Origin of the sequence: Aeromonas sp. 1HA1 (assembly GCF_029237385.1) — a bacterium.
Taxonomy (GTDB): domain Bacteria; phylum Pseudomonadota; class Gammaproteobacteria; order Enterobacterales; family Aeromonadaceae; genus Aeromonas; species Aeromonas popoffii.
Window position 1 is genome coordinate 1 of record NZ_JAACGC010000041.1, and the last position, 23763, is coordinate 23763.

Sequence of the window (23763 nt, forward strand, 5' to 3'; positions counted from 1 at the left end):
CGAACAGGGATTGCAGGCTGGAGCTCACTCTGGGAAGGCTGGCAAACACTGCAAAGTAAACTGGACGGCTTTATTGCCGCCAAAGAGATGATGGCTTCGGGGATCAAGATCTGATCAAGAGACAGACGTTGCGCCTTAGCCCAGACTATTTCGATTACATCGTCATTGATGAGGTTCACCATATTGCGGCGGCCAGTTATCGTGGTTTGCTCGCCGCCTTTGAACCTCACATTCTGTTGGGATTGACCGCGACGCCAGAGCGCCATGATGGCGGTGATATTCTCGCTGACTTTTGTGGTGTCATCGCAGCAGAGATCCGCTTGCCAGAGGCCATTAATCGTCGTCATCTCTGTCCATTCCAATATTTTGGTATCGATGATGATACTGACTTGCGCCAAGTCGCTTGGAAAAATGGCCGCTATGACATTAGTGAGCTCACCAATATCTACACCCACAATCAGCAGCGGGTGCAGAAAATAGTCCAGAGCCTCGATGAGATCGTCACCGATATTACCAATATCAAGGCGCTGGCATTTTGTGTGAGCCGTGAACATGCCGATTTTATGTACAAGGCATTTTTACTAAAGGGCATCAAGGCAGACATCCTCACCAGCGATAACAGAGACGAGCGGTATAGTAAACAACACGCTTTGCGCAACAAGATTATCAATATTCTCTGCGTAGTAGACATCTTCAACGAAGGGGTCGATATCCCGGAAGTTGATACCTTGCTGTTTTTACGACCAACGGAAAGCCTAACTATCTTTTTGCAGCAATTAGGACGCGGCCTACGGCTGGCGAGCAATAAAGAGTGCTGCACCGTGTTGGATTTCGTTGGCAATGCTCGCGCGGAGTATGACTTTGCCCAGAAATTCCGGGCACTGGTGGGTAAAACCAATAAAGCGATCAGCCACGAAATCAAACAGGGCTTCCCTCATGCCCCCTTGGGCTGCCGTATCGAGTTATCAAAACAGACCCAAGAGTTAATTCTGAGCAATATCAAGAAGGCGACCCTCAATACCTCGCGACTCATGGGCCTGATCCGCCGTTTCTCGCAGGACTGTAATTTACCGCTGACGCTGGCGAACTTTTTGAAGTTTTACCCTCACATCAGCCTTGAAGAGATCTACAAGCGCGGTAACTGGAGCTCCTTGGTCAAACAGGCCCACAACCATACCATTTCTGAAATGAGCGATGAGAAGTTATCAACCCTCTACACTCGGGCCATCAAAACCCGGCTATTGGGCTGCGATGCGCTCCATTACTTGAAATTCTTACAAACCTTGGTCGCAGACGCCTTTACCTTAACGGGTGAGCACGATGAGCGCATGGCCTTGATGTGCCATTACGACTTCTGGCAACAGAGCGGCCCCAACGCAGGCTTTAGCTCCTTGGCGCACAGCCTGAAACAACTCAATCAACCAGCGTTAAGGGCCGAGCTGGCAGATCTGCTGCCCATGCTGATCAACCGGGTGCAGCACGAGCAACGAGCCATGTCAGACCTTCCCGGTAATCCGCTGCAACTGCATGCCCGATATGCCAGAGAGCAGGTGCTGGTTGGCTTTGGCGCGACCACCTTCGCGCAACAACCGACTGCTCGCGAAGGGGTGTATGTCATCGCAGAGCAAAATATCGAGTTGCTGTTCGTGACCCTGAACAAAACGGAGCAGCACTTCTCCCCGACCACCCGTTATCACGACTACGCCATCAACGAGTCACTGTTCCATTGGCAAAGCCAAAACAGCGCTCGCCCCGAGCGGGGTAAGGGGCTGAGTTACATTCAACACAGAACAGAAGGTAAGCGCTTGTTTTTGTTCGTCCGTGAGCAGAGCAAAGATGAATTTGGCCGCACCCTTGGCTTTGTGAACTTTGGTGAGGTGGAGTACATCTCCCACAGCGGCAGCCAGCCAATGAACATTAAATGGCGCCTCACCACTCCGATGCCACCTTTCATGTGGAAAGAAGCAGCAAAGCTGGCGGTTGGCTAACTCCGGTTAGATAAAACAGCTCGCCTATCTGCGAGCTGTTTTCATTAATGTCGGCACGGTATTGCTACCTAAATCAGTCAGCAGGCCATGACTTCCAAAGCCCCAAGTGACCGCTACACTCGGGGCTGTCCTAGAGGCTGACCACGGGTGTTCTGTGTGTTTATCGCGCTCACATACGCCATCACTTCTCCTACTTGACCGTGGTATCTTCGCAGAGTGATTTTGCCCGCCAGCAACGGCTTGAATCGATACATTGCCGCCTTCGCCAGTGAATGACTGTGATACCTCGAGACCTTCTTCCTGTGCGTCAGCCCTTCCTTTCGCATCACCAGAAATCTGGGATATAAGATGCCTTATCTTGCCGCGACAAGGTGTTCTGATGTGTTGAACTGCGGCAAAGACGGGTTTCCGTATGTGTAGCCCGCCGCCGAAAATGGAAAAGACCACCGGGGAAAATGGAGCAAACATTAAAGCGGCAAACTATTGCCGCCCATGGCATCTTTATTCAGCGGCATTGCCAGAAGAAGGATTGGATTGTTGCTCTTCATCGTCACCGGTCTGACGTCGCTCAATTGCCTCCTTGATCAGCGCCTCTTTCTGCAGGTCGAGATCCGCCAGCAACTTCTGGCGTTCTTTGTCGGATAGATCGGTATTCGCCTCAACCTCTTTCTTCTGCTGCTCGAGCTCCTCGATCTTCTCTTTGCTGAGTCCAATTCGCTGCGCAGACAAGTGCTCCAACGCGATCTGGGTCAGGCTGCGTTCCGGCACCTTCCTGACCAGACCAGACCGATCGTAAGTGGGAGAGGCGTCATCATGACTGCCGTTCAGGGTGACCTTATCCTCAGCAAGCTTGATGCTTTTTTGTTGTTCACCAAATTGGGCCCTACTTTGCCCAGCAACCTGCGATGGTTGCACCAATTGATATTGAGCCGCGCCGATGATCATTATGCCCTCTCTGCGTTGTATCTCTCGACATACGGCAATACTCAGCAATATTCACGCCATTTTTCCACCATCGCCCATGGCATGGTGGCAACCTCAGGGCAACTGGCAGGCAATGCGGGTGATATGACCGTCCTGCAGCTGGTAGAAGGCATCTTGCGGCAGCTCCTGCAGCCAGGTGGTGGTGTAGTCGAGGTCGGCATAGGCGCCGCGCAGCATGGCGCCGAACAGCCCGTGGGAGACCACGATGGCGCGCTCGGCAATGCGCTCATCCTGCAGCCACGCCTGGGCCCGGCGCTGAATGCTCTGAAAAGTCTCGCCATCAGGGGCCTGCAGATACCAGTCTGGCTGCTCGAGGTCGAGCTCGGGGTGGGCCGCCAGCAGCTCGGGCACCCGGCGACTCTCCCACTCCCCCATGCCCAGCTCCACCAGCCGTTCGTCCCAGACGATGCGATCGCTATCGAGCCCAAGCTGCTGACACACCAGATGCGCCGTCTGCCGGGCACGGCCGAGGGGGCTGGCGTAGAGTGTCCAGCGGGTGGGGTCATCCAGCAGGTCGCGCAGGCGAGCGCCCATGGCGGTGGCTTGCGCCTCCCCTTTGGGGGTCAGGTCCGAGTTGCAGCGTCCTTGCAACCGCAGCTCGGCGTTATAGCGGGTCTGGCCGTGGCGCAGCAGATAGATGAGTCGAGACATGGTTTCTCCTGCACGTTCAAATAGATAGAAAAATGAAGGGGGACGATGATAGCAGATGAACACGGGGGATGACGCAAACAGGGAGGCAAAACCGGGCGTAAAAACGGGGCACGGCTGACCCGTTTGCTGCCAAAGCAGCCGGGGTGAGCCGGCTCAGCCCTTCTTGATCTCCCGCAGATAGCGGTAGATGGAGTGCACCGAGATATCGAGCTGGCGGGCAGCTATCTGGGCACTGTCTTTGAGCTCGAAGATCCCCAGATCATGCAGCTGCTTGACCATGACCCGGGTCTTCTGGGACGGGGGCACGGCGTCGTTGCCACGCACCTCGGCATTGACGGTGTCTATGGTGCTGTTGAGGGCCTCGTCTATGTTGCGGGCAAAGACTTCCGGCGTGGTGCTCGGCTCATGGTGCTGTAGGCACTCGGGCATCATGGTACGCAACACGGATTGCAGCGGGGCGTCCATGTCGGTGTTGATGCAGAGCAGCCCGATGGCCTGCCCCTCACCATTGCGAATGACGGTGGTCAGGGAGCGCAGGGTCTTGCCGGTGGCACACCTGGTCATGTAGGGGCTGGAGATATCCTGCCCGCTCTTGAGCTTCATCATCGCCAGATTGGTGATGGGGGCCCCGACACTGCGGCCCGTGATATGGCCGTTGGCAATCTTGATGATGGCAGGATTGCGCGCATCCAGGCTGTGCAGCAGCACCTCGGTGTGCTGGCCATACATGGCGGCGATGCCGTCCACTATGATCTCCATCGCCTTGAGGATCTCGAAGTCAGTCGGGGTCAGCTCTTGCAGTTTCATGGGGGCCTTCATGGTAACGCTGCTGCCCGTCACCGGCAGCAGCCAGGTCACGTGATCAAGCAGACATGATGTCAATAATGGTGGTGTCTGTGGCAGACATGCCGTCTTTTACCATCTGCCCGATATTTTTGATAGTTTGCTCGACATCGTGCGAGACGATCCCCTGCCCGGACACCGAGTGGCTGTTGATGGCCATCAGGAAACCGCGCACGGCCGCGCCGGAGGAGGTGCTCACCTTCATGGCGCAGGAGGCTTTCGCGCCGTCACACACCATGCCGGCGCTGTCGCTCAGCACGTTCTGGATGGCGTGGCAGGATTGCGCCAGGCTGCCGCCCGCCAGATAGACCATGGCCATGGCGGCCGCCGCGCTGGTGACCGTATTGCCACAAAACGCCGACAAGGGGGGATAGTGGGACTTGATGTAGATGGCCCCCAGGTGGCTCATGATAAGAGCCCGCGCCAACTGCTCCTCGCTGGCGCCGTAACGCTCGGCGATCACCACCACGGGAATAGTGGCGGCGATGCCCTGATTCCCGCTACCGAAGTTGCTCATGGCTGGCAGGCTGGCGCCCCCCATGCGGGCGTCGGAGGCGGCGGCGGTAAGCATCACGATGCGGTTCATCACATCCTCGCCGATGAAGCCGGCGCGGATGCTCTTTTGCATGGTGCGCCCTATCTCCAGGCCATAGGGGTGCTTCATCCCCTCGTCGGAGAGCTTGCCGTTGAGCTCGGAGGCCTGGAGGATGAAGCGGATCTGCTCAAATTCCACCTGGGTAGCGAACGCATGGATGGCAGCGATGCTGATGTCAACACCGTCACAGATGGCGCCAGTGGCACCCCGCAGGCTCTCATCGGCGACAAAGGTCACCTCGCCATCGCGGCGCTGCTCGACGATGCGGGTATGACCGCCGCACAGGGTCACGGCGGCGCTGTGCTCCTCCCCCTTCTCATCGCACCCAAACAGGGTCACACGGCAGTAGATGAACTCGGGAGCCTCGGTGCGGCTGACCTGAACGCCGCCGGCATCGATCAGGCTCTGGGCACGGGCAACCTGCTCCGGGGTGATGGCGGCCAGCACCTCCAGTCCGGCATCGGCCTTGCCGCCGATGGCACCGGCGGCGGCAGCGATGGCCAGCCCTATCTTGCCGGTACCCGGTACATAGACCCCCATGGAGTTCTTGTAGAGATTATCCGACACCACGACCTCGATGCGCCGGGCTTCACAGCCCAGCTGCCGAGCCGCGACGGCGGCGGCATAAGCGGCGGCGATGGGCTCGGTACACCCCAAGGCCGGTTTGACAACCTGTTGAATAATCTGCAGATACTGCTGCCATGCTTGCTTCATTACCGGGACCTTTTTATCAGCATTAACGGGCGATATGGGCGATCGCTTCGATTTCAACCTTGACGCCCATCGGCAGATCCTTCACTGCAAAGCAGCTGCGGGCCGGGCAATCTTTCTGGAAATAGTCTTTGTAGACGGCATTGAACTGGGCAAAATCGCTGATCTCTGCCAGATAACAGGTGGTCTTGAGCACGGTATCCAGGCTGCCACCGGCCGCTTCCAGCACGGATCTCAGGTTTTCCAGCGATTGGCGGGTCTGGGCTGCGATCCCCCCCTCCACCACGCCGCCCAGCTGCTTGCACACCGGCAGCTGGCCGGAGGTAAAGATGAGATCGCCATAGGCGGTGCCATGACTGTAGGGACCGATGGCATCGGGTGCTGCGGCTGATGTTATGATGGTTTTCATATGGCCTCCACTTGCATTCAAATAATGTTGAACTCGCGAAACTTATTTCATGCAACATTATTTGCTTTTAAAACCATTCGTTCAACTATTTTATAAATTTAAAGCCGATTTTTGCGCGATAACGCCGTATTAACAGAAACTGTGAGCGCCATTCCGATTTGAACCACTGGGAGAAACCCGCCATTGTTTAGGGCTTTTTATTCAACTATATTTGCGCCAATAATCACTCATATAACAACAAGGTCAACCATGGACGCTCACAGCACGACACTCACCGGGCCCGCCACGGGCACGCTGGAATGGAAAGAAGCAGTTCGTTTTGACAGCACCGACTGGGGCTGGATCATCATGAGCATCGGCATGGCCATCGGTGCGGGGATCGTCTTTTTGCCGGTACAGGTGGGGCTGATGGGGTTGTGGGTCTTTCTGCTGTCGGCGGTGATCGGCTACCCGGCCATGTACATGTTCCAGCGCCTCTTCATCAATACCCTGGCCACCTCGCCCGAGTGCAAGGATTACCCCAGCGTGATTACGGGCTACCTCGGCAAGAACTGGGGCATGCTGCTCGGCGCCCTCTACTTCGTGATGCTGGTGATCTGGGTGTTCGTCTACTCCACCGCCATCACCAATGACAGCGCCTCCTTCCTGCAGAGTTTCGGCGTGACCCGCCACCTGCTCTCCGAGAACCCCTTCTACGGTCTGGTGCTGATCTGCGGTCTGGTGGCGCTGGCGTCGCGCGGCGAGAACCTGCTGTTCAAGATCTCCACCTTCATGGTGCTGACCAAGATCAGCGTGGTGGCCTTGCTCGGCCTCATGATGGTCGACAAGTGGGATGCGGCCAACATCACCGCCATGCCGGCAGCCGGTGACTGGATGAAGGACGCCATCATCATGCTGCCCTTTACCCTCACCTCCATCCTCTTTATCCAGAGCCTGAGCCCCATGGTGATCTCCTACCGCTCGCGGGAGAAGTCGCTGGAAGTGGCCCGCTTCAAGGCGATGCGCGCCATGAACATCGCCTTCGGCATCCTGTTCGTGGTGGTCTTCTTCTACGCCATCTCCTTCACCCTGGCCATGGGCCACGAGCAGGCGGTCAAAGCCTCTGAAGAGAACATCTCGGCGTTGGCCATGGTGGCGCAAGGCATGCCGGGCCAGACCCTCAAGCTGCTCAGCCTGACCCTTAACATCTTCGCGGTGATGACCGCCTACTTCGGCGTCTACCTGGGCTTTCGTGAAGCCTGTCAGGGGCTGGCCATGAACCTGCTGCGCCGGGTGATGCCGGAAGAGCGCATCAACAAGGGAGTGGTGGGTCGCGGCATCATGCTGTTCACCGTGCTGCTCTCTTGGGGCGCTATTGTGCTCAACGCCCCCGTGCTGAGCTTCACCTCCATCTGCAGCCCCATCTTCGGCATGGTGGGTTGCCTCATCCCGGCCTATCTGGTCTATCAGGTACCGGCGCTGCACAAGTACAAGGGCGCCTCCCTCTACATCATCATCGTCACCGGCCTGCTGCTCTGCGTCTCGCCCTTCCTGGCGTTCAACTGACCCGCCGCCAACCGGGCCGCGTGGCCCGCTGTTCGCCCAATAACGGGCCCCCTCTCCGGGGCCCGGTTTGTCTGACTCATACCACCCCGGCCTGCACCGACACATCACCACTTGCCCCCCTGTGTCAGCGGACGTTGTCGGCTCAGGGTCATATCCCGCCATCGCGGTGCACGCCCCTGCGGGGTGTAGCACTCAGTGCTCTGACGCCGGTTGATAGCGGGTTCGACAACCTTGCCGCCAGCCCCCTGATAAGGCTGGTTTTTTAGCGATGCGGCTCGTGCGGCGCCATGGCGTTGTCTGGCAAACAAGGCCCATGTACCCCTTGCGCCCCCAAGTGGGACCGGGTAGGCTCGAACGACAAAAAAGACTCGAACGTTACTTTTTAGCGCCTTGATGAGATGGCCAGGGGGACAGTTCGGCGAGCAGAAGGTCACATCATTTATCACCCGTTCAGGCGAGGAATCGCAGATGGCTAGATACCAGTTTTTTACCGTCCCGGCATCCAACCGGCAGCAATACACCTTTGTCGACATGGCCTCCCCCACTTTTCTGATTGAGAAAGAGGCGCTGCTGGCACAGGGATTCGAGGTGGAAGAGGATTTTATCGATGCTCACAGCCGGGAAGAGGCGGTGGAGAAGTACCGATCCAACTTCCTCTACGTGGCCGATGAGATTGGCAAGTCAGACAGCAGCTACGCCGCGGCGACCGCCCTGATGGAGATGGGCAAGAAACTGTTTGGCCGCAAGGCGAACGGCTGACAGGAAAAAACAGAAGGTGGCCATCGCGGCGCACTGCCCGATGGCCATGAGACAGCCCTGCTCAGAGGCGGGCCAGTTGCTGGAGCATGGTGATCAGCTCCTCCTCGCTGCTGGGCTCATGGGTCAGCTCCAGTCTCGGTGCCGCGCCCCCCATCAGCATATAGACATGTGTGCTGCAGTGGTCATAGTGATACCACTTACCGTCGATACAGAGGTCGGTATAGCATCTCGGGTCCCTTTCCAGTTCCATCTTCACATCCTTTTGTTACCAGTCACCCACATCACTCCTGACCGTAAAATACCCCGCCCGCGTCAGGCTTGATGCAGATCAAGAGAAGAGGCGGAGTGAGACCGATATCTGCCGGCACCGGGCCCCGAGCCGCGCACGGCCCGCCGCCACTCGTCATATGACGCTGGCCGCCCCGCATCCCGCCCTCAAGAAGAGGAGGATGCCATCAACAACAACGGCGCCCGAAGGCGCCGTTTTTTCATTCCCGTCTTTTTGTTTCCACCGACGGGGCGAACAAGCCTGAGGCTTATTCGTCTTCCAGATAGGCGTAGCCTTGCAGACCCAGCTCCAGCTCGTCGAGCAGGGCTTTGCGGGTCGCGTCGTCCAGCACCGGGTGGGAGACGATGCGCTGATAGTTCTCGCGAATGACGGAGGGGTCGATGTTGACGTAACGCAGCAGCTGATCGACGGTATCGCCGCGCACCACATTGCGAATCTCCATCTTGCCCTCTTCATCGAGACACACTTCCGCGCAGTGAGTGTCACCGAACAGGTTGTGCAGATCCCCCAGGATCTCCTGATAGGCACCGACCAGGAAGAAGCCGACGTGGCACACTTCGTTCTCGGCGTACTCCGGCATCGGCAGCGTGCTCTCGACACCCAGACCGTCGACGTAGTGCTCTACCTGACCGTCCGAGTCGCAGGTGATGTCCATCAGGATGCCACGACGAGTGAGCGGACGATCGAGACCGGTCAGCGGCATCACCGGGAACACCTGACCGATACCCCAGGCATCCGGCAGGGACTGGAACAGGGAGAAGTTGGCAAAACACTTGTCGGCCAGTTTCTCGGAGAGCTCGTCAGCCAAGGCGCGGTGGTTGCGGTTGACCGGGTTGAGCAGCTCTTTGAGCGTCAGACAGGTGTTCTGGTGCAGCATCTCGGCCCAGGCACGTTGCTCCAGGTTGAGCAGGCCCATGGTGTACTGGGTGTTCACATCGCCCAGATCCGCCACCGAGTCGTGGAAGATCTCCAGCAGGGAGGGGTCTTCGCTGCGAAGATCCAGCCAGCCTTTCCACATGTTCTGCAAAATGGTGGGGGCGTCGTCATCCGGCGCGCTGATGTCGCTCATCTCCACCCCTTCGGCACCAATCAGATTGGTGACCAGCACGGCGTGGTGAGCGGTCAGGGCACGGCCGGACTCGCTGATGATGGTCGGGTGCGGCAGGTCAAACTCGCGGCACACATCGCCTATGCCCCACACCACGTTGTTGGCGTACTCGGACAGGCTGTAGTTGGCGGAGCAGTGACTCTGGGAGCGGGTGCCCTCATAGTCCACACCCAAACCACCCCCCACGTCGACCACGTCGACGGGCACGCCCAAGCGACGCAACTCGGAATAGAAGCGGCCGCACTCGCGGATCCCGCCCTGAATGTCACGGATGTTGGCGATCTGGGAGCCCAGATGGAAGTGCAGCAGTTGCAGGCAATCCAGCTTGCCGACACTGCGCAGACGCTCGACCAGCGCCAGGATCTGGGAGGCAGAGAGGCCAAATTTGGACATGGAGCCGCCGCTCGATTCCCACATGCCGGAGCCGGTGGAGGCAAGCTTGGCGCGCACCCCTATGTTGGGCTTGATGTTGAGGCGAGCTGACTCGTCCAGCACCATTTCCAGTTCAGAGGGTTTTTCCACCACGATATAGACCTTGTGGCCCATCAGGTTGCCCAAGAGGGCGTGGCGGATATATTCGCGGTCTTTGTAACCGTTGCAGACGATCACCGAGCCTTGCTCATGGTGATGGGACAGCACGGCCAGCAGTTCCGGTTTGGAACCAGCTTCCAGGCCAAGCCGGGGCTTGTCGCTGTAGGACTGGCTGATGGTCTCGATGACACGACTCTGCTGGTTTACCTTGATCGGGTAAACACAGAGGTAGTCCCCTTCATAGCCTGACTTCTCGATGGCCTGACCAAAGGCGTTGAACAGCGCATCGACCCGACTCTTGAGGATGTCAGGGAAGCGCAGCAACACGGGGGTGGTCAGCCCGGACTGACGCAACTGTTCGATAGCATCAGAGATGACGATGTGTGCGTCAGGGCGTGATTTGTCGGGCGCGACGGTCACATGACCGGCGTCATTGATGTTGAAAAAACCCGCACCCCAGTAGGGAACGTTGTAGACCTTCAAGGAGTCCTTGCTGGACCAGTTAGTCATGGGCTATGCCTCGCAAATGAGCGGCCAGTGGCCGCCTTCGTTACCCTCAATCACATCCAGACCATCTCGTGCAAAGCGTGGCGAGCCAACGCTGCCTGCTGGAGTCTGGAAAGTCATCTGTCTGAGCCCGCGGCGCAGGGCCGCTTGACCTCGACCGTGACTCGCTGTCACATCCAGACCATCTCTTTGCACATCGCGGCAAGCCTGTGGCTGCCTGGTGGATTTTGGGAAGTAACGAGTCTTGATGTGGGGCTGGTGGCTTTACATCAAGCTCAACGGTATGCGGTGCTGCGCAAACAGCGCCGCGGTACTTTGATGACAGACGACATCAGCCACGCCGTCAGTTCATCATTCGGCAGCATCACGACGACAAGGGAGGTTTCAAAGAAGAAAGCGAGGGCGCCAGCACGCAAGCGTGTTGATAGACGACCACGACCACAGCCCAACCCAATACCCGTGACCGCCCATGACAAGGGAAGATGATGAGCCATTGGCTCACTCGGTCAGATGGATAATGAGTGTCCGTTGTTCTCCCTGATACCGGAGCCTAACCGGTATTAAAGAAACCATACCCCAGCAGTGTCTGTCGTTTCTGCGTGCCTCGCCCTATAGGCGTATGATCTTTCAGGTTTCTGGCGGCCTCTGCCTGCTTCAGGGTTACCCTTGGATCGGCGCGGAGTGTACACACTTACCGCCAGCGGTGACAATAAAAAATAGTGTTCAAAAACTGCTTTTAATAAGGCGATCAAATCTTGCTGCCGATGAGGCTGGCACTGGGATGCCGAGGCTCACCCGCAGGTCATTCTTGCCCCTGAAAATAGCGCGGGATTGGCCCCCTCGGGCAGAGCCCTTGTGGCACCCCGCCGCACATCTCATAGGGCCTAATGACAACACGCTTAAAAATGCAGATTTATCGTTATTTTATTCTACGTAGAATATCACTAGCCACCGCTTGCTCTACCTTACACGCTTCACACCACATCTTCGCCAAAAAATGTGACAAAAACTGCGCTGACGCAATAAGCGCCCCGGCAAGATTGACCACAATGGTCCTTCATCACAGGTTTGAGGCTTGCCAATGGATACCCTGCTTGAGCGCTTTTTGCGTTACGTGACGTTTCATACCCGCTCCGATGCGACCAATCCCGCCTGCCCCAGCAGCGAAGGCCAGCTGATCTTCGCCCGTGCCCTGCAAGATGAGATGCAGCAGATGGGGCTGACCCGGGTCACCCTGGACGAGCACGGCTACCTCACCGGCTGCCTGCCGGGCAACCAGCCGGATGCCCCCGCCATCGGCCTGATTGCCCACATGGATACCGCCGACTACGAAGCCGAGCAGGTGGTCCCCCAGCTTATCGAGCACTATCAGGGAGGGGACATTTGTCTGGGCAAGGGGGATGAGGTGCTCGCCATCCGTGACTACCGTTTCCTGAAAAACTATCTGGGCCAGGATCTCATCACCACCGACGGCACCACACTGCTGGGCGCCGATGACAAGGCGGGCATCGCCGAGATCCTCAGCGCCATCGCCCATCTGCAGGCCCACCCCGAGATCCCCCGTGGCGACGTCTGGGTCGGCTTCACTCCGGACGAGGAGATCGGCCGCGGCGCAGATCGCTTCCCGCTGGACCGCTTCCCGGCTCGCTGGGCCTATACCGTGGATGGCGGCGAACTGGGGGAGCTGGAGTATGAAAATTTCAACGCCGCCAGCGCCAACCTGCGCTTTGTCGGCAACAACGTCCACCCCGGCACCGCCAAGGGCAGCATGATCAACAGCCAGACCCTGGCCGCCCGCTTCCACGCCGCCATGCCCGCCGGGCAGACCCCGGAGTGCACCGACGGGTATGAGGGCTTCTTCCATCTGGCCCAGATGAGCGGCACCGTGGAGGAGAGCACCCTGCACTACATCATCCGTGACTTCGACGACGAACATTTCGCCGCGCGCAAGGCCGAGATGCAGAGCCGGGTCGCCGCCATGCAGGCCGAGTATCCCAAGGCCCGCATCGAGCTGACCCTGACTGACAGCTACCACAATATGCGCAGCCAGATTGAGCCGCACATGCACATAGTCGAGCTGGCCCGCGCCGCCATGGAGGCCGCAGACGTGGAGCCCAAGATCAAGCCGATCCGCGGCGGTACCGACGGTGCCCGCCTCTCCTTTATGGGCCTGCCCTGCCCCAACCTCTTCACCGGTGGCCACAACTTCCACGGCAAGCACGAGTTCATCCCGTTGCAATCCATGGAAAAAGCGGTCGCCACCCTGGTGGAGCTGGTGCGCCTCACCTCCGCCTGGCGCGCATAAGGTTATTGCCACATCCCCGCAGGCGGGAAACTAAACAAGGAGAGGGAGGCCATGGCCTCCCTCTCCTTTTTCTATATTGCTGGCAACCTTTGCAGGCGATATGCCAAGTTGACGCTACTCGGCCGCCTTGCGATCCGAGTGGCCCAGATCCCGCTGTGGGGCGATGACATCGCGCACCCGCTGCTTGATCTCTTTGGCCTCGGGGAAGCCCTCGTCAGCCACCCGGTCCCACACCAGCACGCCATTTACCAGAATACGGAACTCCCCCTTGCTGGCGGGCACCAGCGCCACTTCGCCAAGATCGCTGTCGAAGGTTGAGAGCAGCTCCTGCGCCAGCCAGGCGGCGCGCAGCATCCAGCGACAGAGGGTGCAGTAGCGGATCTCGATGCGGGGCTTGCTGATGGGGATTAACGACTCTGTCATTGGGTGACTCCATACAAACCGGCCAGCGGGGAAGGGGGATAATGATGACCCGCCATGTCTGCTGCTATAGCCAAGAGTGCAGCCTGGCTCACTGGCTGACCCCGTGGAAATCGTTTAGCCAGTGACGGGCTATGGTACGCATGGTCGACTGCGGCAGATCGAACAGGCCAGGGGCCAGGGGTTGCTGCGCCAGCTGGCGCACCCCTTCGATGATCTCCGCCAACACCAGATAGACATATTCGCCGATGACAGCGCCGTGGACGAAATTGACCGCCTCCCCCCGGTTGAGCAGGAAGATGGTGCTGCCATCGGGCCGAGTCAGTGCCAGCACATGGGGGCACACCTCCTCGCTCGGCCAGGGCAGCCGAGAGAGACAAAATGCGAATTCGTCATCGGCCGAGGTGACCGAGGCCAGCATGGCGCCAGGGCGCAACTGCTGCAGATCGGCCAGGTCCAGCACACCGTTGCCGGTGGAGCAGATCACCAGCTCGGCCCGACTGAGCGCCTCGGCCTTGCCCACCAGCTTGAAGCCGTGGGAGAGCGCCTCCACCTGACGCAGCACGTCTGTCTCCACCAGCTCCAGATGCAGGTTGCGGCACCTGAGCTCGCGGGCGATGCTGCGCCCCACCTTGCCATAGCCGAACAGAGCGGCCTGACAGACGTTGAAGGTGCGGTTGAGCGTACGTGCCAACGACTCGGCGGAGTAGACCACGCTCAGACCAATCTGGATATCCTCGGCCTGCTTGAGGGGGCTGCGCGCCACCGAGATGACAGGGGTCACCAGCACCTCCTGTTGGTAGCGCTGATGGCCGTTTTCGGTCATCTCCACCACCCCGAGGAAACGGGAGCCGAAATACTCGCTCAGGGTCGCCTGGGTTTTAGCAAAGTAGCCACCTATGTCCAGAATAATCAGCCGTTCATGGGGGGCCACCAGGGGGGCTATGTGCTCTATCACCCCCTGCGGCGTATTGGTCCACTGGCGGTTAAGCGGCAGCACGGGGTAATGCTGCTGGGCCCAGGTCAGGGTCGGGCCGTGCACTGACTTGGGTTTGGGCAGGATGGCGCCGATCCGCCCGATGTGATCGAGGGCCTGGATAAACTGGGGGCGATCGGGAAGCAGGTGGGTAACCAGCAGGATACAGAGACCCTCGAGGCGGCCCTGCTCGGTGAAATGGCGAAAAAACAGATGCTCAGATCCTTGACTGCGCAACTGTGGCCTCCTTAGCGCGCCGCAAACAAGCAGGCAAACAGAACCCGGTATCACCGGGTTCTGTTTGTGTGTCCAGATAATTGAAAAACCTTTTTATCTGAATCCACAGGGGGGCTCAATCTTTATCTATACAGTCTATGACGAAGTCGTCAACTTTCGGGTTAATCGACTGTTTTTTATGCTAAAAATCAGTACAAAGAGGCCTCTGGCCACACCTTCCACAGACTCAATCCAGTGCCCACTCCCGCCAGCAGGATCAGCACAACCCAACGCTGGATCCAGGGCTTGTTGCGTAAGGCCCACTCCAGCAGTGGCAACAGCCAGACCGGCAGCAAGACCGCAAGCGGCACTTCCACGTATTGCCAGGCGAGCATCTGCATGAAGGCCAGTGCCAACCCGAGCGCGGCAGGCGCCGCCTTAATGCCGGCAAAGGCGCCGAGCAGGGCGCGGAAACCGGCAAAGGCAGCCAGGGCACCCGCCAACTGGGCAATCAGCAAGCTGCCGTCGATGCCGATCACCAGCGCCAGCCAGATGAAGCCAAGGGCAAAGCCCAGCCCTTCGCGGCAGTCACCACGCAGCTCGGTCCACCCCAACCAGGCGATGGCGGGCAGCAATGCCAGCCAGATGCGCGGCTCACTGCTCAGCACAGAGGCCATCCCCTGCCACCACACCAGAGCGGAGAGCGCCGCGAACAGCAACAACACGGCCCGCTTGTCCGCCAGTTGCGCCGCAATCGCCGGCACCAGCAGGATCAGCGGCAGCCATTGCCACGCCTTGGCTGGCAGCCCATAGGCGCCACCCAGCAGGCAGCCCACCAGCCAGAGCGCCAGAGCGCCCCACAGATACCCCAGTCGCGGCCAGCGCCATGACAGCAAAGCGGCCCCTAAAGGAGCCGCCAGGGTTTGTAGCAGGAGTGCTGCGCCCATTACTTGCGCACGCCTTCGACGAACAGGTTGATACTCATCTCGTCCGGAATGCCGGGCAACATGTAGCTCACACCGAAGTCACTGCGCTTGATGGTGGCGGAGGCGTTGAAGCCGCTGCGATAGCCGCCCCAAGGATCCTTGCCCTCGCCGATCTTGACCAGATCGAAGGCCACCTCTTTGGAGACGCCGTGCAAGGTCAGGGTCCCTTTCAGTACGCCTTTATCCGTGGTGCCCTCATAAGCAGAGCTGACGAAGGTCATCTTGGGATACTGCTTCACGTCCAGAAAATCAGGGCTGCGCAAGTGTTTGTCGCGGGCTTCGTGGTTGGAGTCCACGCTGGCGGCATCCACTTCGAAGCTCGCCCTGGCCGCAGCCGGATTGGCATCGTCCATGCTGAAGGTGCCGCTGAAGGTGTTGAAACGACCGACCAGCTCGGAGAAGCCGAGGTGCCCCACCTTGAACTGGACAGTGGTGTGAGCCGCATCGACATCGTAATCAGCCGCCATCAGGGGGGCTGCCATAAACAGGCAGGAGGCCAGCAGGGCCTTGGTCATTTTCATCCGTTCGTTCCTTCATATTGGGGGTTCACAACAACAACCAAGATGCTAACCTCCATAGCGGAATAGATAATCAGCGATTTATTAAAATAATTATCAACTGAGAGTGAAAGATGGACCAGATAGCCGCCATGCGCACCTTCATCAAGGTGGTGGAGTGTCAGAGTTTTACCAAGGCCGCCAACCAGCTCGGCATCTCGGTCGCCATGGCCTCCAAGCTGATGCAGCAGCTGGAGGAGTCCCTCTCCACCCGTCTGCTGTCGCGCACCACCCGTCAGGTCAACCCCACAGAGGCGGGCCAGTTCTACTACCAGCGATCCCAGGCCCTGCTGGCAGAGCTGGAAGAGACCCACAGCCAGCTCACCCGCAACAACCAGCAGCCTCAGGGCACCCTCAAGCTATCGGTGCCGATGGACTTTGGCTACCTGCACCTCTCCCCCGCCCTGCCGCTGTTTCGTGAACGCTTCCCGGACCTGAAGCTGGAGATAGAGTACAGCGACCGGCGAGTGGCCCTGGTGGAAGAGGGGTTCGATCTGGCGCTGCGCATCGGCAACCTGCCAGACTCCTCTCTGGTGGCCAAACCGCTGGCCATGATGAAGCTGGAGGTGTGTGCCAGCCCCGCCTACCTGGCCCGCAAGGGCGCGCCAGAGAGCCCGGAGGATCTCAAGCAACACGACTGCCTCATCTACACCCTGACCCAGCCGGACTGGGTCTTCAAACGGGATGGTGAGCAGCTGAGCATTCGCCCGCAGGGGTCGCTTCGCGCCAACAACGGTGTGGCCCTGACCCGGGCCGCCTGCGATCATCAGGGCATCATATTGCAGCCCACCTTCATCGTCGGCGATGCACTGCGCTCGGGGGCGCTGGTGTCACTGCTGCCGAAGTGGGAGAAGGGGCAGGTGGGGCTCTATGCCCTCTATCCGCACCGCCGTTTCGTGTCGGCCAAGGTGCGCTGTTTCATCGAATTCGTGCAGGAGCGTTATCTCGCCCCCCACTATTGGGATCGCAAAGAATAAGCCCGAGCCGGGATTTATGATGTGGAGGCACCAGACGGTGGCGACCCAGGTTCGGCTGGCTGCGGCAGTTCGGCCACCAACAGCTGATCGGTCTGCATTATTTGCCAGCGAGGCAGGCGGCGCCGCAAGGTGGCAATTTGCTCTTCGCTCAAGACATAGGGCAGCCTGATGTGCAGGCAGTGACAATCGAGCATGCCGGCCAGCTGCAATATCAGGATGAGATTGGCCTCATCCGTCTTGTGTTTGTTGATGCGTTTGCCCAGTTCGTGACGAAAGTGGGTCTCGGGATCCTGGATCATCGCCTGCCAGCCATAACCGAACAGCGGCATGAAGGCGCTGACGATGCCAAGGGCGGTGAGCGGCCGCTTGGGCGGGTGGTAGAGGGCGTTGAGATCCAGCAGTATGGGCGTTAGATGCAGCTCACGACTGCCGGATAAAATGTTATTACTCATTGGATAACCCTGTTGATTCCACTAGACTGCGCCGCATATTTGACCTGACATGCCAACGAGGTGCTGATGCTAAGCGATATCGAGATCTCCCGCCAGTCCCCCCGTCTTCCCATCCAGGTGCTGGCCGAACGCTTGTGCATCCCGGCTCACCTGCTCAGTCCTCACGGTCACTACAAGGGCAAGCTCAGCCTCGGCCTGCTCAACCAACCTGCTGGCAAGGCGGGCAAGCTGGTACTGGTGAGCGCCATCACCCCGACGCCCCTCGGCGAGGGCAAGACGGTCACTACCCTCGGCCTCTCCATGGGGCTCAACCACATAGGCCAGCCCAGCATCGCCACCATACGCCAGCCGAGTCTCGGCCCGGTATTCGGGGTCAAGGGCGGCGCCGCCGGGGGGGGCCATGCCCAGGTGGTGCCGATGGAGGAGATGAACCTGCACCTGACCGGCGATTTTCACGCCCTCACCGCCGCCCACAACCTGGCCGCCGCCGCGCTGGATGCCCGCTTGTTTCACGAGCAGAAACTGGGCGATGAGTTCACCGCCAGAACCGGTTTACCGCGGCTAGACATCGACCCTGCCAACATCCTCTGGCCGCGTACCCTCGACATGAACGACCGCGCCCTGCGCCACCTCAGCATCGGTCAGGGTGGCCCGGGCGATGGGGTGGAGCGCACGGATCGTTTCGTCATCACGGCCGCCTCCGAGCTGATGGCCATTCTGGCGCTGGCCAGCGACCTGAAAGACTTGCGCACCCGCATCGGTCGCATCCAGCTGGCCCTCGATAACCAGGGCAACCCCATCACCGCCGAGCAGCTGGAAGTCGCGGGCGCCATGACGGTGCTGCTCAAAGACGCGCTGCAACCGACCCTGATGCAGACCACGGAGCAGACCCCGGTGCTGGTGCACGCGGGCCCCTTTGCCAACATAGCCCACGGCAACTCCTCGGTGATCGCCGATCGTATGGCGTTGCAACTGACCGACTATGTGGTGACAGAGGCGGGTTTTGGCTCCGACATGGGGCTGGAGAAGTTCTTCAACATCAAGAGCCGCCAGTCCGGTATCACACCGGCCTGCGTGGTGCTGGTGGCGACGGTGCGCGGCCTCAAGGCCAACAGCGGCCTGCTCGACATCCGCCCCGGCCAGCCCCTTCCCGAGAGCCTGCTGGAGGAGGACTTGCCCACCCTTGAGCAGGGGTGCTCCAATCTCGCCTGGCATATCAACAATGCCCGCCGCTATGGCGTACCCGTGGTGGTAGCGGTCAACCGCTTCCCCACCGATAGCCAGGCCGAGCTGGCGCTACTGATGCGCGAGGCACTGCGGGCCGGTGCCTGTGGCACGGCCATCTCCCACGCCTTCACGCAAGGGGGCGCGGGTGCCAGCGAACTGGCCAGGGCCGTGGTCGCCGCCTGCGAGATGCCAAGCCAAATCCAGCTGCTCTATCCCGATGAGATGAGCCTGTGTGCCAAGCTCACCACCCTGGTGGAGTGCGGCTATGGCGGGCGCGGTGTCCTGCTCTCTGACAAGGCACGCCGACAGCTGGCGGCGCTCTCGCGCGCAGGCTGGGATCACCTGCCCATCTGCATGGCCAAGACGCCGCTCTCCATCAGTCATGATCCCGCTAGGAAGGGAGTACCGACTGATTTCGAGGTGCCCATCGACGAGGTGAGGTTGTGCGCTGGCGCCGGTTTTGTCTATGCGCTGGCAGGTCCCATCATGACAATGCCGGGGCTCGGCAGCCTGCCAGCCTACCGTCATATCGACATCGATGATGACGGCGAGATCGTCGGACTGAGCTGATGGAGGATGGTGACTGGCAGCAGTAGGCCAAGTCACCACCCCGGCAGCCTGCCACCGGTTATAGCCATATCGATATCAACGAGGAGGGCGAGATAATCGGGTTGAGCCTCCACGCTCAAGATCGTCAGACACGACAAGGCCCCGCCAATTGGCGGGGCCTTGTGTTATGACAGCGATCACCCGTTCAATCACGGGTTGACCGCACAGGTCAATCCCTGAAGGACATTGACGGATGACACAGGAGAGATGGCCGACGGGCCCCATGAACAAAAGAGGTAAGGAGGAAGAAAGGAGGCATACCGCCATTACGGCATGCCTCCTGACAGATCAGCCTTTCAGGCCGCCCAGAAACTCCGCACGGGTGTCGGGCTGGGTCTTGAACACGCCACCGAGAGAGGTGGTCGTGGTATAGGAGGTGGAATCCATCACCCCACGCGCCTTCACGCAGAAGTGGGTCGCCTTGATGCTGATGGCCACATCTTTGGTGCCGAGCAGGGTCTGCAACGCCAGCAAGATCTGCTGGGTGAGCCGCTCTTGCACCTGGGGACGGCGGGCGAAAAACTGCACGATGCGGTTGATTTTCGACAGCCCGATCACCTTGCCACGGGGGATATAGGCCACGTGGGCCTGTCCATCGATAGTGACGAAGTGGTGTTCACAGGTGCTGGTGAGGCTGATATCCCGCACCATGATCATCTCGTCCACCTTCATCTTGTTCTCGATGACAGTCACCTTGGGGAAGGTGCTGTAATCGAGGCCGGAGAAGATCTCGTTCACGTACATCTTGGCGATGCGGTGCGGCGTCTCCGCCAGGCTGTCATCAGTCAGATCCAGCCCCAGCGTCTCCATGATGGCGCGCATGTGGCCTTCGATCTTCTCTTTCTTCTGCTGACCATTCAACGTATTGGCCACCAGAGGTGTCTCGAGGCCCTCGGTCTCGAGGGCTGCCCTGACCAACAGGGCTTCCTGGCTTAAGCTCGTCATCTTGTTCCTCTCCCACGCTCATTAACTGTGATGGCCGCCTTGTCTGTGACGGCACTTTGTTGTGGCGCAATAGTAAACGGCGATTATTGCCATAATTCAAGCTAACTCAAGTCCGCCACCTGACTTTATGCCAATCCGTCGGGTTTTGCCCCTTGATGGCCGCCCCCATACGGGGAGGGTTGCAACAAACAAGTCATCTTCCGCCATCCCCGGTGCCAGGCAGCGTGGTATCAGCCCCTGATAAGCCTGCCCATCCACGGTGATTTTTGGGATAATCTGCCTTCAACCACACCAAAGAGGTAATGACGATGGGATTTGATACCAGCGGACTACTCCCCCTGAGCGATGCCCTGCAAGGGATGCTGGACCAACTCGCCTGCTGCTGCGACACCGAGCAAGTTCCCCTGCCCCACGCCCTTGGCCGGGTGCTCGCAGCAGATATCGCCTCCCCCTTGTCAGTGCCTCCGTTCGACAACGCCGCCATGGACGGTTACGCCGTACGGCTCGCCGATCTCGCAACCGGCACCCCGCTCATCATGGCAGGCAAAGCCTTCGCCGGGCAGCCCTATCAGGGAGAGTGGCCGGCGGGCCACTGTGTGCGGATCATGACGGGCGCGCCCGTGCCAGAGGGCACAGACGCTGTGGTGATGCAGGAGGAAACCCGGGCCGACGGTGACAAGATCGCCTTTCTGGTACCGCCCATTCCGGGCCAGAATATCCGCCGCCGCGGCGAAGATATCCGCGAGGGGGCCAGCGTGCTCTGCGCCGGTACCCGGCTCACCCCCCGCGAGCTACCGCTGCTGGCATCCCTCGGCATCGCCACCATGCCGGTGCGCCGCCCGCTGAGAGTAGCCATCTTCAGCACGGGGGACGAGCTCAAACCGGTCGGCACACCGCTCGCCCACGGCGACATCTATGACTCCAACCGCTACGGGGTCAAGGCCATGCTGGCGCGCCTTGGCTGTGAGTGCCTCGACCTTGGCATCATACCGGACGACCCCGCGCAACTGCGCGCCGCCTTCCAGCAGGCCGACCGTGAGGCCGATGCCCTCATCACCACGGGAGGCGTCTCGGTCGGTGAGGCAGACTTCACCAAGCAGTTGCTTGAGGAACTCGGCGAGATCGGCTTCTGGAAGCTCGCCATCAAGCCAGGCAAGCCATTCGCCTTCGGCCGCCTGCCCAACGCCTGGTTCTTCGGCCTGCCGGGCAACCCTGTCTCCGCCATGGTCACCTTCGATCAGCTGGTGCAACCTGCGCTGGCCAAACTGGCCGGGCAGCAGTTCGAACGACCGCTGCAACTGCAGGCCATCGCTAGCGAGCCCCTGAAAAAAGCGCCGGGTCGACTCGACTTTCAGCGCGGCATCTTGCGCCTGGGGCCAGACGGCCTCGAGGTGCGCAGCACAGGATCCCAGGATTCCGCCGTGTTCAGCTCACTGTCGCGGGCCAACTGCTACATCATTCTCGAACGTGAGCGGGGCCGCGTTGCTGCGGGCGAAACAGTCACCGTCGAACCATTCGGGGGATTACTGCTGTGAGCGACATTCTCTCGGATGCCGAGCTCTTGCGCTACAACCGCCAAATCATCCTCAAATCCTTCGACTTCGAGGGACAGGAGGCGCTCAAGCAGGCCAAGGTGCTGGTGATCGGTGCCGGGGGCCTTGGCTGCGCCGCCAGCCAGTATCTGGCGGTGGCCGGTATTGGCCAACTCACCCTGGTGGATTTTGACAAGGTGGAGCTCTCCAACCTGCAACGTCAGGTGCTGCACACGGATGAGCGCATCGGCCAGTACAAGGTGGACTCTGCCGCCCAGTCGCTGCGCGCGCTCAATCCCTGGCTCAAGGTGGAGACCCATGCCGCCATGGCCGACGAGGCGCAGCTCGATGCCCTGCTACCTCGTCATCAGCTGGTGCTCGACTGTACCGACAACCTGACCATCCGCAATCTGCTCAACCAATACGCGCGCAAACACAGGGTGCCCCTGGTCAGCGGCGCCGCCATCCGGCTGGAGGGACAGCTGTGCAGCTTCACCTGGCAGGAGGATGAGCCCTGCTACGCCTGCCTCAGCGCCCTGTTTGGCGAGCAGGCCCTTACCTGCGTCGAGGCAGGTGTGCTCGCCCCCGTGGTGGGTCTGGTGGGCAGCCTGCAGGCGCTGGAGGCGATAAAATTGCTGGCAGCCACGGGACGTAGCTATAGCGGCCGCCTCTTGATGATCGATGGCCTCACCGGTACCTTTCGCGAGATGAAGCTGCCCAAGCGCCCCGACTGCCCGGTTTGCTCCCATCCTTGAACCCGAGCGATACCCACAAAAAAGCCGAACCTGCTGGTTCGGCTTTTTTGTATCCCCGACCCGCATTCAGTGGGTGGTGAGGATCCGCTGCAGCAAATGATTGAACCCTGAGGGATCTTCTGCCGGCCAGGCGTGGTGGCCGTTGGGGGTGTGGATGGTGGCGTTGGGCAGGGCAGCAAACTGCTCTACTCGCTTGGCGAGCGGCAGGTAGTCGTGACTGGTGGAGATGATGGCCACCGGCTGCCAGATAGCGCCGAGCCGGGCGCGCACCGACCAGCCGGGCAAGGCATCGAGCAGCGCCTTGTAGACCCGCTTCCGGTTGCGCACGAAGCGCAGCCGGAAGGTGTGGCGCACCCGGGCGAGATCCGGGCCCGGGAAGAGCTCGCGACCGAGCCACCAGGCAAGCGGGCGCATGCCAAACCAGCGCAGCCACTTGAGGCGCTGGGCGTAACGCTCCTGCTCCTTCGGCGTGTCCAGCAGAAACTCGCTGACGCCGTTGACCAGTACCAGACCTCGCACCTTGTGAGGAAGTTGCAAGGCCAGCTCCAGCGCTACCATGCCCCCCAGCGACAAGCCCACCACCCAGGCAGGCTCCGGCTGCTCATCGAGCCAGTTCACCACGTCGGCGGCCAGGGTGGCCACGTCGAATGGCCCCTCCTGCATGCTCTGGCCGTGGCCGCGCAGGTCAAGGGCCACCACCCGGTAATGATCGGAAAAACGTTCGATCTGCGCCTGCCAGTCGAGACTGGAGGAGCCCAGCCCGTGCAACAGCAACAGCAAGGGGCCCTCCCCCGCACTGCGCAGGGCAAGACCGTTGGATTTCATCACCTGATTGCGACGCATCAGCTCATTGCCTCTCGACTCATCGTCTGAACCATGCCTTGTT

General features: G+C 60.0%; 22 protein-coding genes and 2 pseudogenes. 9 read left to right on the top strand and 15 right to left on the bottom strand.

All coding sequences use genetic code 11. The annotated features are described in order from the left end of the window. Positions 1–128 precede the first annotated feature (128 nt). Positions 129–1988, top strand: a pseudogene (locus GWQ22_RS13375) (DUF3427 domain-containing protein); the annotation flags it as partial. Between the two features lie 113 nt (positions 1989–2101). Here the strand turns inward: GWQ22_RS13375 and GWQ22_RS13380 are convergent. From GWQ22_RS13380 to GWQ22_RS13405, 6 genes and pseudogenes are all read right to left on the bottom strand, one after another. Next, positions 2102–2320, bottom strand: a pseudogene (locus GWQ22_RS13380) (IS5/IS1182 family transposase); the annotation flags it as partial. Positions 2321–2489: 169 nt separating this feature from the next. Continuing rightward, on the bottom strand, positions 2490–2933 hold the full coding sequence (locus GWQ22_RS13385; RefSeq protein WP_275930599.1) for a hypothetical protein: 444 nt from the start codon (positions 2931–2933) through the stop codon (positions 2490–2492). Between the two features lie 93 nt (positions 2934–3026). Next, a complete protein-coding gene (locus tag GWQ22_RS13390; protein ID WP_275930600.1) occupies positions 3027–3623 on the bottom strand; it encodes a histidine phosphatase family protein in 597 nt (198 codons plus the stop codon). Positions 3624–3776: 153 nt separating this feature from the next. Beyond that, positions 3777–4430, bottom strand: a complete 654-nt coding sequence (locus tag GWQ22_RS13395; protein WP_275930601.1) for a PAS domain-containing protein — start codon at positions 4428–4430, stop codon at positions 3777–3779. Positions 4431–4485: 55 nt separating this feature from the next. Further along, positions 4486–5775, bottom strand: coding sequence for an L-serine ammonia-lyase, iron-sulfur-dependent, subunit alpha (locus GWQ22_RS13400; RefSeq protein WP_212512402.1), 1290 nt, complete (start codon positions 5773–5775; stop codon positions 4486–4488). A gap of 22 nt (positions 5776–5797) precedes the next feature. After that, the gene (locus GWQ22_RS13405) at positions 5798–6181 is read right to left on the bottom strand and encodes a RidA family protein (protein ID WP_042034579.1); all 384 of its coding nucleotides are present in this window, start codon (positions 6179–6181) and stop codon (positions 5798–5800) included. A 249-nt stretch (positions 6182–6430) separates the two neighbouring features. Between GWQ22_RS13405 and GWQ22_RS13410 the strand changes: the two genes are divergently transcribed. Both GWQ22_RS13410 and GWQ22_RS13415 read left to right on the top strand, forming a co-directional pair. Beyond that, the gene (locus tag GWQ22_RS13410; protein ID WP_042034580.1) at positions 6431–7726 is read left to right on the top strand and encodes an amino acid permease; all 1296 of its coding nucleotides are present in this window, start codon (positions 6431–6433) and stop codon (positions 7724–7726) included. Positions 7727–8194: 468 nt separating this feature from the next. Further along, positions 8195–8485 carry a hypothetical protein gene (locus GWQ22_RS13415; RefSeq protein ID WP_042034582.1) on the top strand — a complete coding sequence of 97 codons (291 nt, stop codon included), beginning with the start codon at positions 8195–8197 and terminating at the stop codon, positions 8483–8485. A 61-nt stretch (positions 8486–8546) separates the two neighbouring features. Here the strand turns inward: GWQ22_RS13415 and GWQ22_RS13420 are convergent, their stop codons facing one another. Together GWQ22_RS13420 and speA are read right to left on the bottom strand one after the other, a co-directional pair. After that, complete coding sequence (locus GWQ22_RS13420) at positions 8547–8735, bottom strand: hypothetical protein (protein ID WP_275930602.1); 189 nt, start codon at positions 8733–8735, stop codon at positions 8547–8549. A gap of 286 nt (positions 8736–9021) precedes the next feature. Then, a complete protein-coding gene (gene speA, locus GWQ22_RS13425; RefSeq protein ID WP_275930603.1) occupies positions 9022–10923 on the bottom strand; it encodes a biosynthetic arginine decarboxylase in 1902 nt (633 codons plus the stop codon). Positions 10924–10950: 27 nt separating this feature from the next. Between speA and GWQ22_RS13430 the strand changes: the two genes are divergently transcribed. Next, the gene (locus GWQ22_RS13430) at positions 10951–11406 is read left to right on the top strand and encodes a hypothetical protein (protein WP_275930604.1); all 456 of its coding nucleotides are present in this window, start codon (positions 10951–10953) and stop codon (positions 11404–11406) included. A 595-nt stretch (positions 11407–12001) separates the two neighbouring features. Beyond that, positions 12002–13225, top strand: coding sequence for a peptidase T (pepT, locus tag GWQ22_RS13435; RefSeq protein ID WP_275930605.1), 1224 nt, complete (start codon positions 12002–12004; stop codon positions 13223–13225). A gap of 114 nt (positions 13226–13339) precedes the next feature. On the opposite strand, the gene GWQ22_RS13440 is transcribed toward pepT, so the two are convergent. From GWQ22_RS13440 to GWQ22_RS13455, 4 genes are all read right to left on the bottom strand, one after another. Further along, positions 13340–13648 carry a SelT/SelW/SelH family protein gene (locus GWQ22_RS13440; protein WP_042034586.1) on the bottom strand — a complete coding sequence of 103 codons (309 nt, stop codon included), beginning with the start codon at positions 13646–13648 and terminating at the stop codon, positions 13340–13342. Between the two features lie 88 nt (positions 13649–13736). Beyond that, positions 13737–14858, bottom strand: coding sequence for an adenosylhomocysteinase (locus GWQ22_RS13445; protein ID WP_275930606.1), 1122 nt, complete (start codon positions 14856–14858; stop codon positions 13737–13739). Positions 14859–15046: 188 nt separating this feature from the next. Further along, a complete protein-coding gene (locus tag GWQ22_RS13450) occupies positions 15047–15784 on the bottom strand; it encodes a hypothetical protein (RefSeq protein ID WP_275930607.1) in 738 nt (245 codons plus the stop codon). Further along, positions 15784–16344 (bottom strand): YceI family protein, encoded by a 561-nt coding sequence (locus GWQ22_RS13455; RefSeq protein ID WP_108536463.1) that lies wholly within the window; start codon positions 16342–16344, stop codon positions 15784–15786. Before GWQ22_RS13455 ends, GWQ22_RS13450 begins: the two co-directional genes overlap by 1 nt. A 110-nt stretch (positions 16345–16454) precedes the next feature. On the opposite strand from GWQ22_RS13455, the gene GWQ22_RS13460 reads away from it, so the two are divergent. Continuing rightward, positions 16455–17357 carry a LysR family transcriptional regulator gene (locus GWQ22_RS13460; protein WP_042034591.1) on the top strand — a complete coding sequence of 301 codons (903 nt, stop codon included), beginning with the start codon at positions 16455–16457 and terminating at the stop codon, positions 17355–17357. Positions 17358–17371: 14 nt separating this feature from the next. Here the strand turns inward: GWQ22_RS13460 and GWQ22_RS13465 are convergent, their stop codons facing one another. Further along, on the bottom strand, positions 17372–17809 hold the full coding sequence (locus tag GWQ22_RS13465) for a hypothetical protein (RefSeq protein ID WP_042034594.1): 438 nt from the start codon (positions 17807–17809) through the stop codon (positions 17372–17374). A 66-nt stretch (positions 17810–17875) separates the two neighbouring features. Between GWQ22_RS13465 and GWQ22_RS13470 the strand changes: the two genes are divergently transcribed. Next, positions 17876–19606 carry a formate--tetrahydrofolate ligase gene (locus GWQ22_RS13470; protein WP_275930608.1) on the top strand — a complete coding sequence of 577 codons (1731 nt, stop codon included), beginning with the start codon at positions 17876–17878 and terminating at the stop codon, positions 19604–19606. Between the two features lie 327 nt (positions 19607–19933). Here the strand turns inward: GWQ22_RS13470 and folE are convergent, their stop codons facing one another. Beyond that, positions 19934–20590 carry a GTP cyclohydrolase I FolE gene (gene folE, locus GWQ22_RS13475; protein ID WP_042034596.1) on the bottom strand — a complete coding sequence of 219 codons (657 nt, stop codon included), beginning with the start codon at positions 20588–20590 and terminating at the stop codon, positions 19934–19936. Positions 20591–20898: 308 nt separating this feature from the next. Here folE and moeA point away from each other — a divergent pair, with 308 nt between their 5' ends. Both moeA and moeB read left to right on the top strand, forming a co-directional pair. Further along, the gene (gene moeA, locus GWQ22_RS13480) at positions 20899–22125 is read left to right on the top strand and encodes a molybdopterin molybdotransferase MoeA (RefSeq protein WP_275930609.1); all 1227 of its coding nucleotides are present in this window, start codon (positions 20899–20901) and stop codon (positions 22123–22125) included. Continuing rightward, positions 22122–22877, top strand: coding sequence for a molybdopterin-synthase adenylyltransferase MoeB (gene moeB / locus GWQ22_RS13485; RefSeq protein ID WP_042034598.1), 756 nt, complete (start codon positions 22122–22124; stop codon positions 22875–22877). Before moeA ends, moeB begins: the two co-directional genes overlap by 4 nt. Positions 22878–22943: 66 nt before the next feature. Here the strand turns inward: moeB and GWQ22_RS13490 are convergent, their stop codons facing one another. After that, entirely contained in the window at positions 22944–23720 is a 777-nt protein-coding gene (locus GWQ22_RS13490) for an alpha/beta fold hydrolase (protein ID WP_275930610.1), read from the bottom strand. Positions 23721–23763 lie beyond the last annotated feature (43 nt).

What these genes read in the sequence shown, in the direction of transcription:
- GWQ22_RS13385 (WP_275930599.1), bottom strand. Translation starts at nt 2,933, where the DNA reads ATGATCATCGGCGCGGCTCAATATCAATTGGTGCAACCATCGCAGGTT.
- GWQ22_RS13390 (WP_275930600.1), bottom strand. Translation starts at nt 3,623, where the DNA reads ATGTCTCGACTCATCTATCTGCTGCGCCACGGCCAGACCCGCTATAAC.
- GWQ22_RS13395 (WP_275930601.1), bottom strand. Translation starts at nt 4,430, where the DNA reads ATGAAACTGCAAGAGCTGACCCCGACTGACTTCGAGATCCTCAAGGCG.
- GWQ22_RS13400 (WP_212512402.1), bottom strand. Translation starts at nt 5,775, where the DNA reads ATGAAGCAAGCATGGCAGCAGTATCTGCAGATTATTCAACAGGTTGTC.
- GWQ22_RS13405 (WP_042034579.1), bottom strand. Translation starts at nt 6,181, where the DNA reads ATGAAAACCATCATAACATCAGCCGCAGCACCCGATGCCATCGGTCCC.
- GWQ22_RS13410 (WP_042034580.1), top strand. Translation starts at nt 6,431, where the DNA reads ATGGACGCTCACAGCACGACACTCACCGGGCCCGCCACGGGCACGCTG.
- GWQ22_RS13415 (WP_042034582.1), top strand. Translation starts at nt 8,195, where the DNA reads ATGGCTAGATACCAGTTTTTTACCGTCCCGGCATCCAACCGGCAGCAA.
- GWQ22_RS13420 (WP_275930602.1), bottom strand. Translation starts at nt 8,735, where the DNA reads ATGGAACTGGAAAGGGACCCGAGATGCTATACCGACCTCTGTATCGAC.
- speA (WP_275930603.1), bottom strand. Translation starts at nt 10,923, where the DNA reads ATGACTAACTGGTCCAGCAAGGACTCCTTGAAGGTCTACAACGTTCCC.
- pepT (WP_275930605.1), top strand. Translation starts at nt 12,002, where the DNA reads ATGGATACCCTGCTTGAGCGCTTTTTGCGTTACGTGACGTTTCATACC.
- GWQ22_RS13440 (WP_042034586.1), bottom strand. Translation starts at nt 13,648, where the DNA reads ATGACAGAGTCGTTAATCCCCATCAGCAAGCCCCGCATCGAGATCCGC.
- GWQ22_RS13450 (WP_275930607.1), bottom strand. Translation starts at nt 15,784, where the DNA reads ATGGGCGCAGCACTCCTGCTACAAACCCTGGCGGCTCCTTTAGGGGCC.
- GWQ22_RS13455 (WP_108536463.1), bottom strand. Translation starts at nt 16,344, where the DNA reads ATGAAAATGACCAAGGCCCTGCTGGCCTCCTGCCTGTTTATGGCAGCC.
- GWQ22_RS13460 (WP_042034591.1), top strand. Translation starts at nt 16,455, where the DNA reads ATGGACCAGATAGCCGCCATGCGCACCTTCATCAAGGTGGTGGAGTGT.
- GWQ22_RS13465 (WP_042034594.1), bottom strand. Translation starts at nt 17,809, where the DNA reads ATGAGTAATAACATTTTATCCGGCAGTCGTGAGCTGCATCTAACGCCC.
- GWQ22_RS13470 (WP_275930608.1), top strand. Translation starts at nt 17,876, where the DNA reads ATGCTAAGCGATATCGAGATCTCCCGCCAGTCCCCCCGTCTTCCCATC.
- folE (WP_042034596.1), bottom strand. Translation starts at nt 20,590, where the DNA reads ATGACGAGCTTAAGCCAGGAAGCCCTGTTGGTCAGGGCAGCCCTCGAG.
- moeA (WP_275930609.1), top strand. Translation starts at nt 20,899, where the DNA reads ATGGGATTTGATACCAGCGGACTACTCCCCCTGAGCGATGCCCTGCAA.
- GWQ22_RS13490 (WP_275930610.1), bottom strand. Translation starts at nt 23,720, where the DNA reads ATGCGTCGCAATCAGGTGATGAAATCCAACGGTCTTGCCCTGCGCAGT.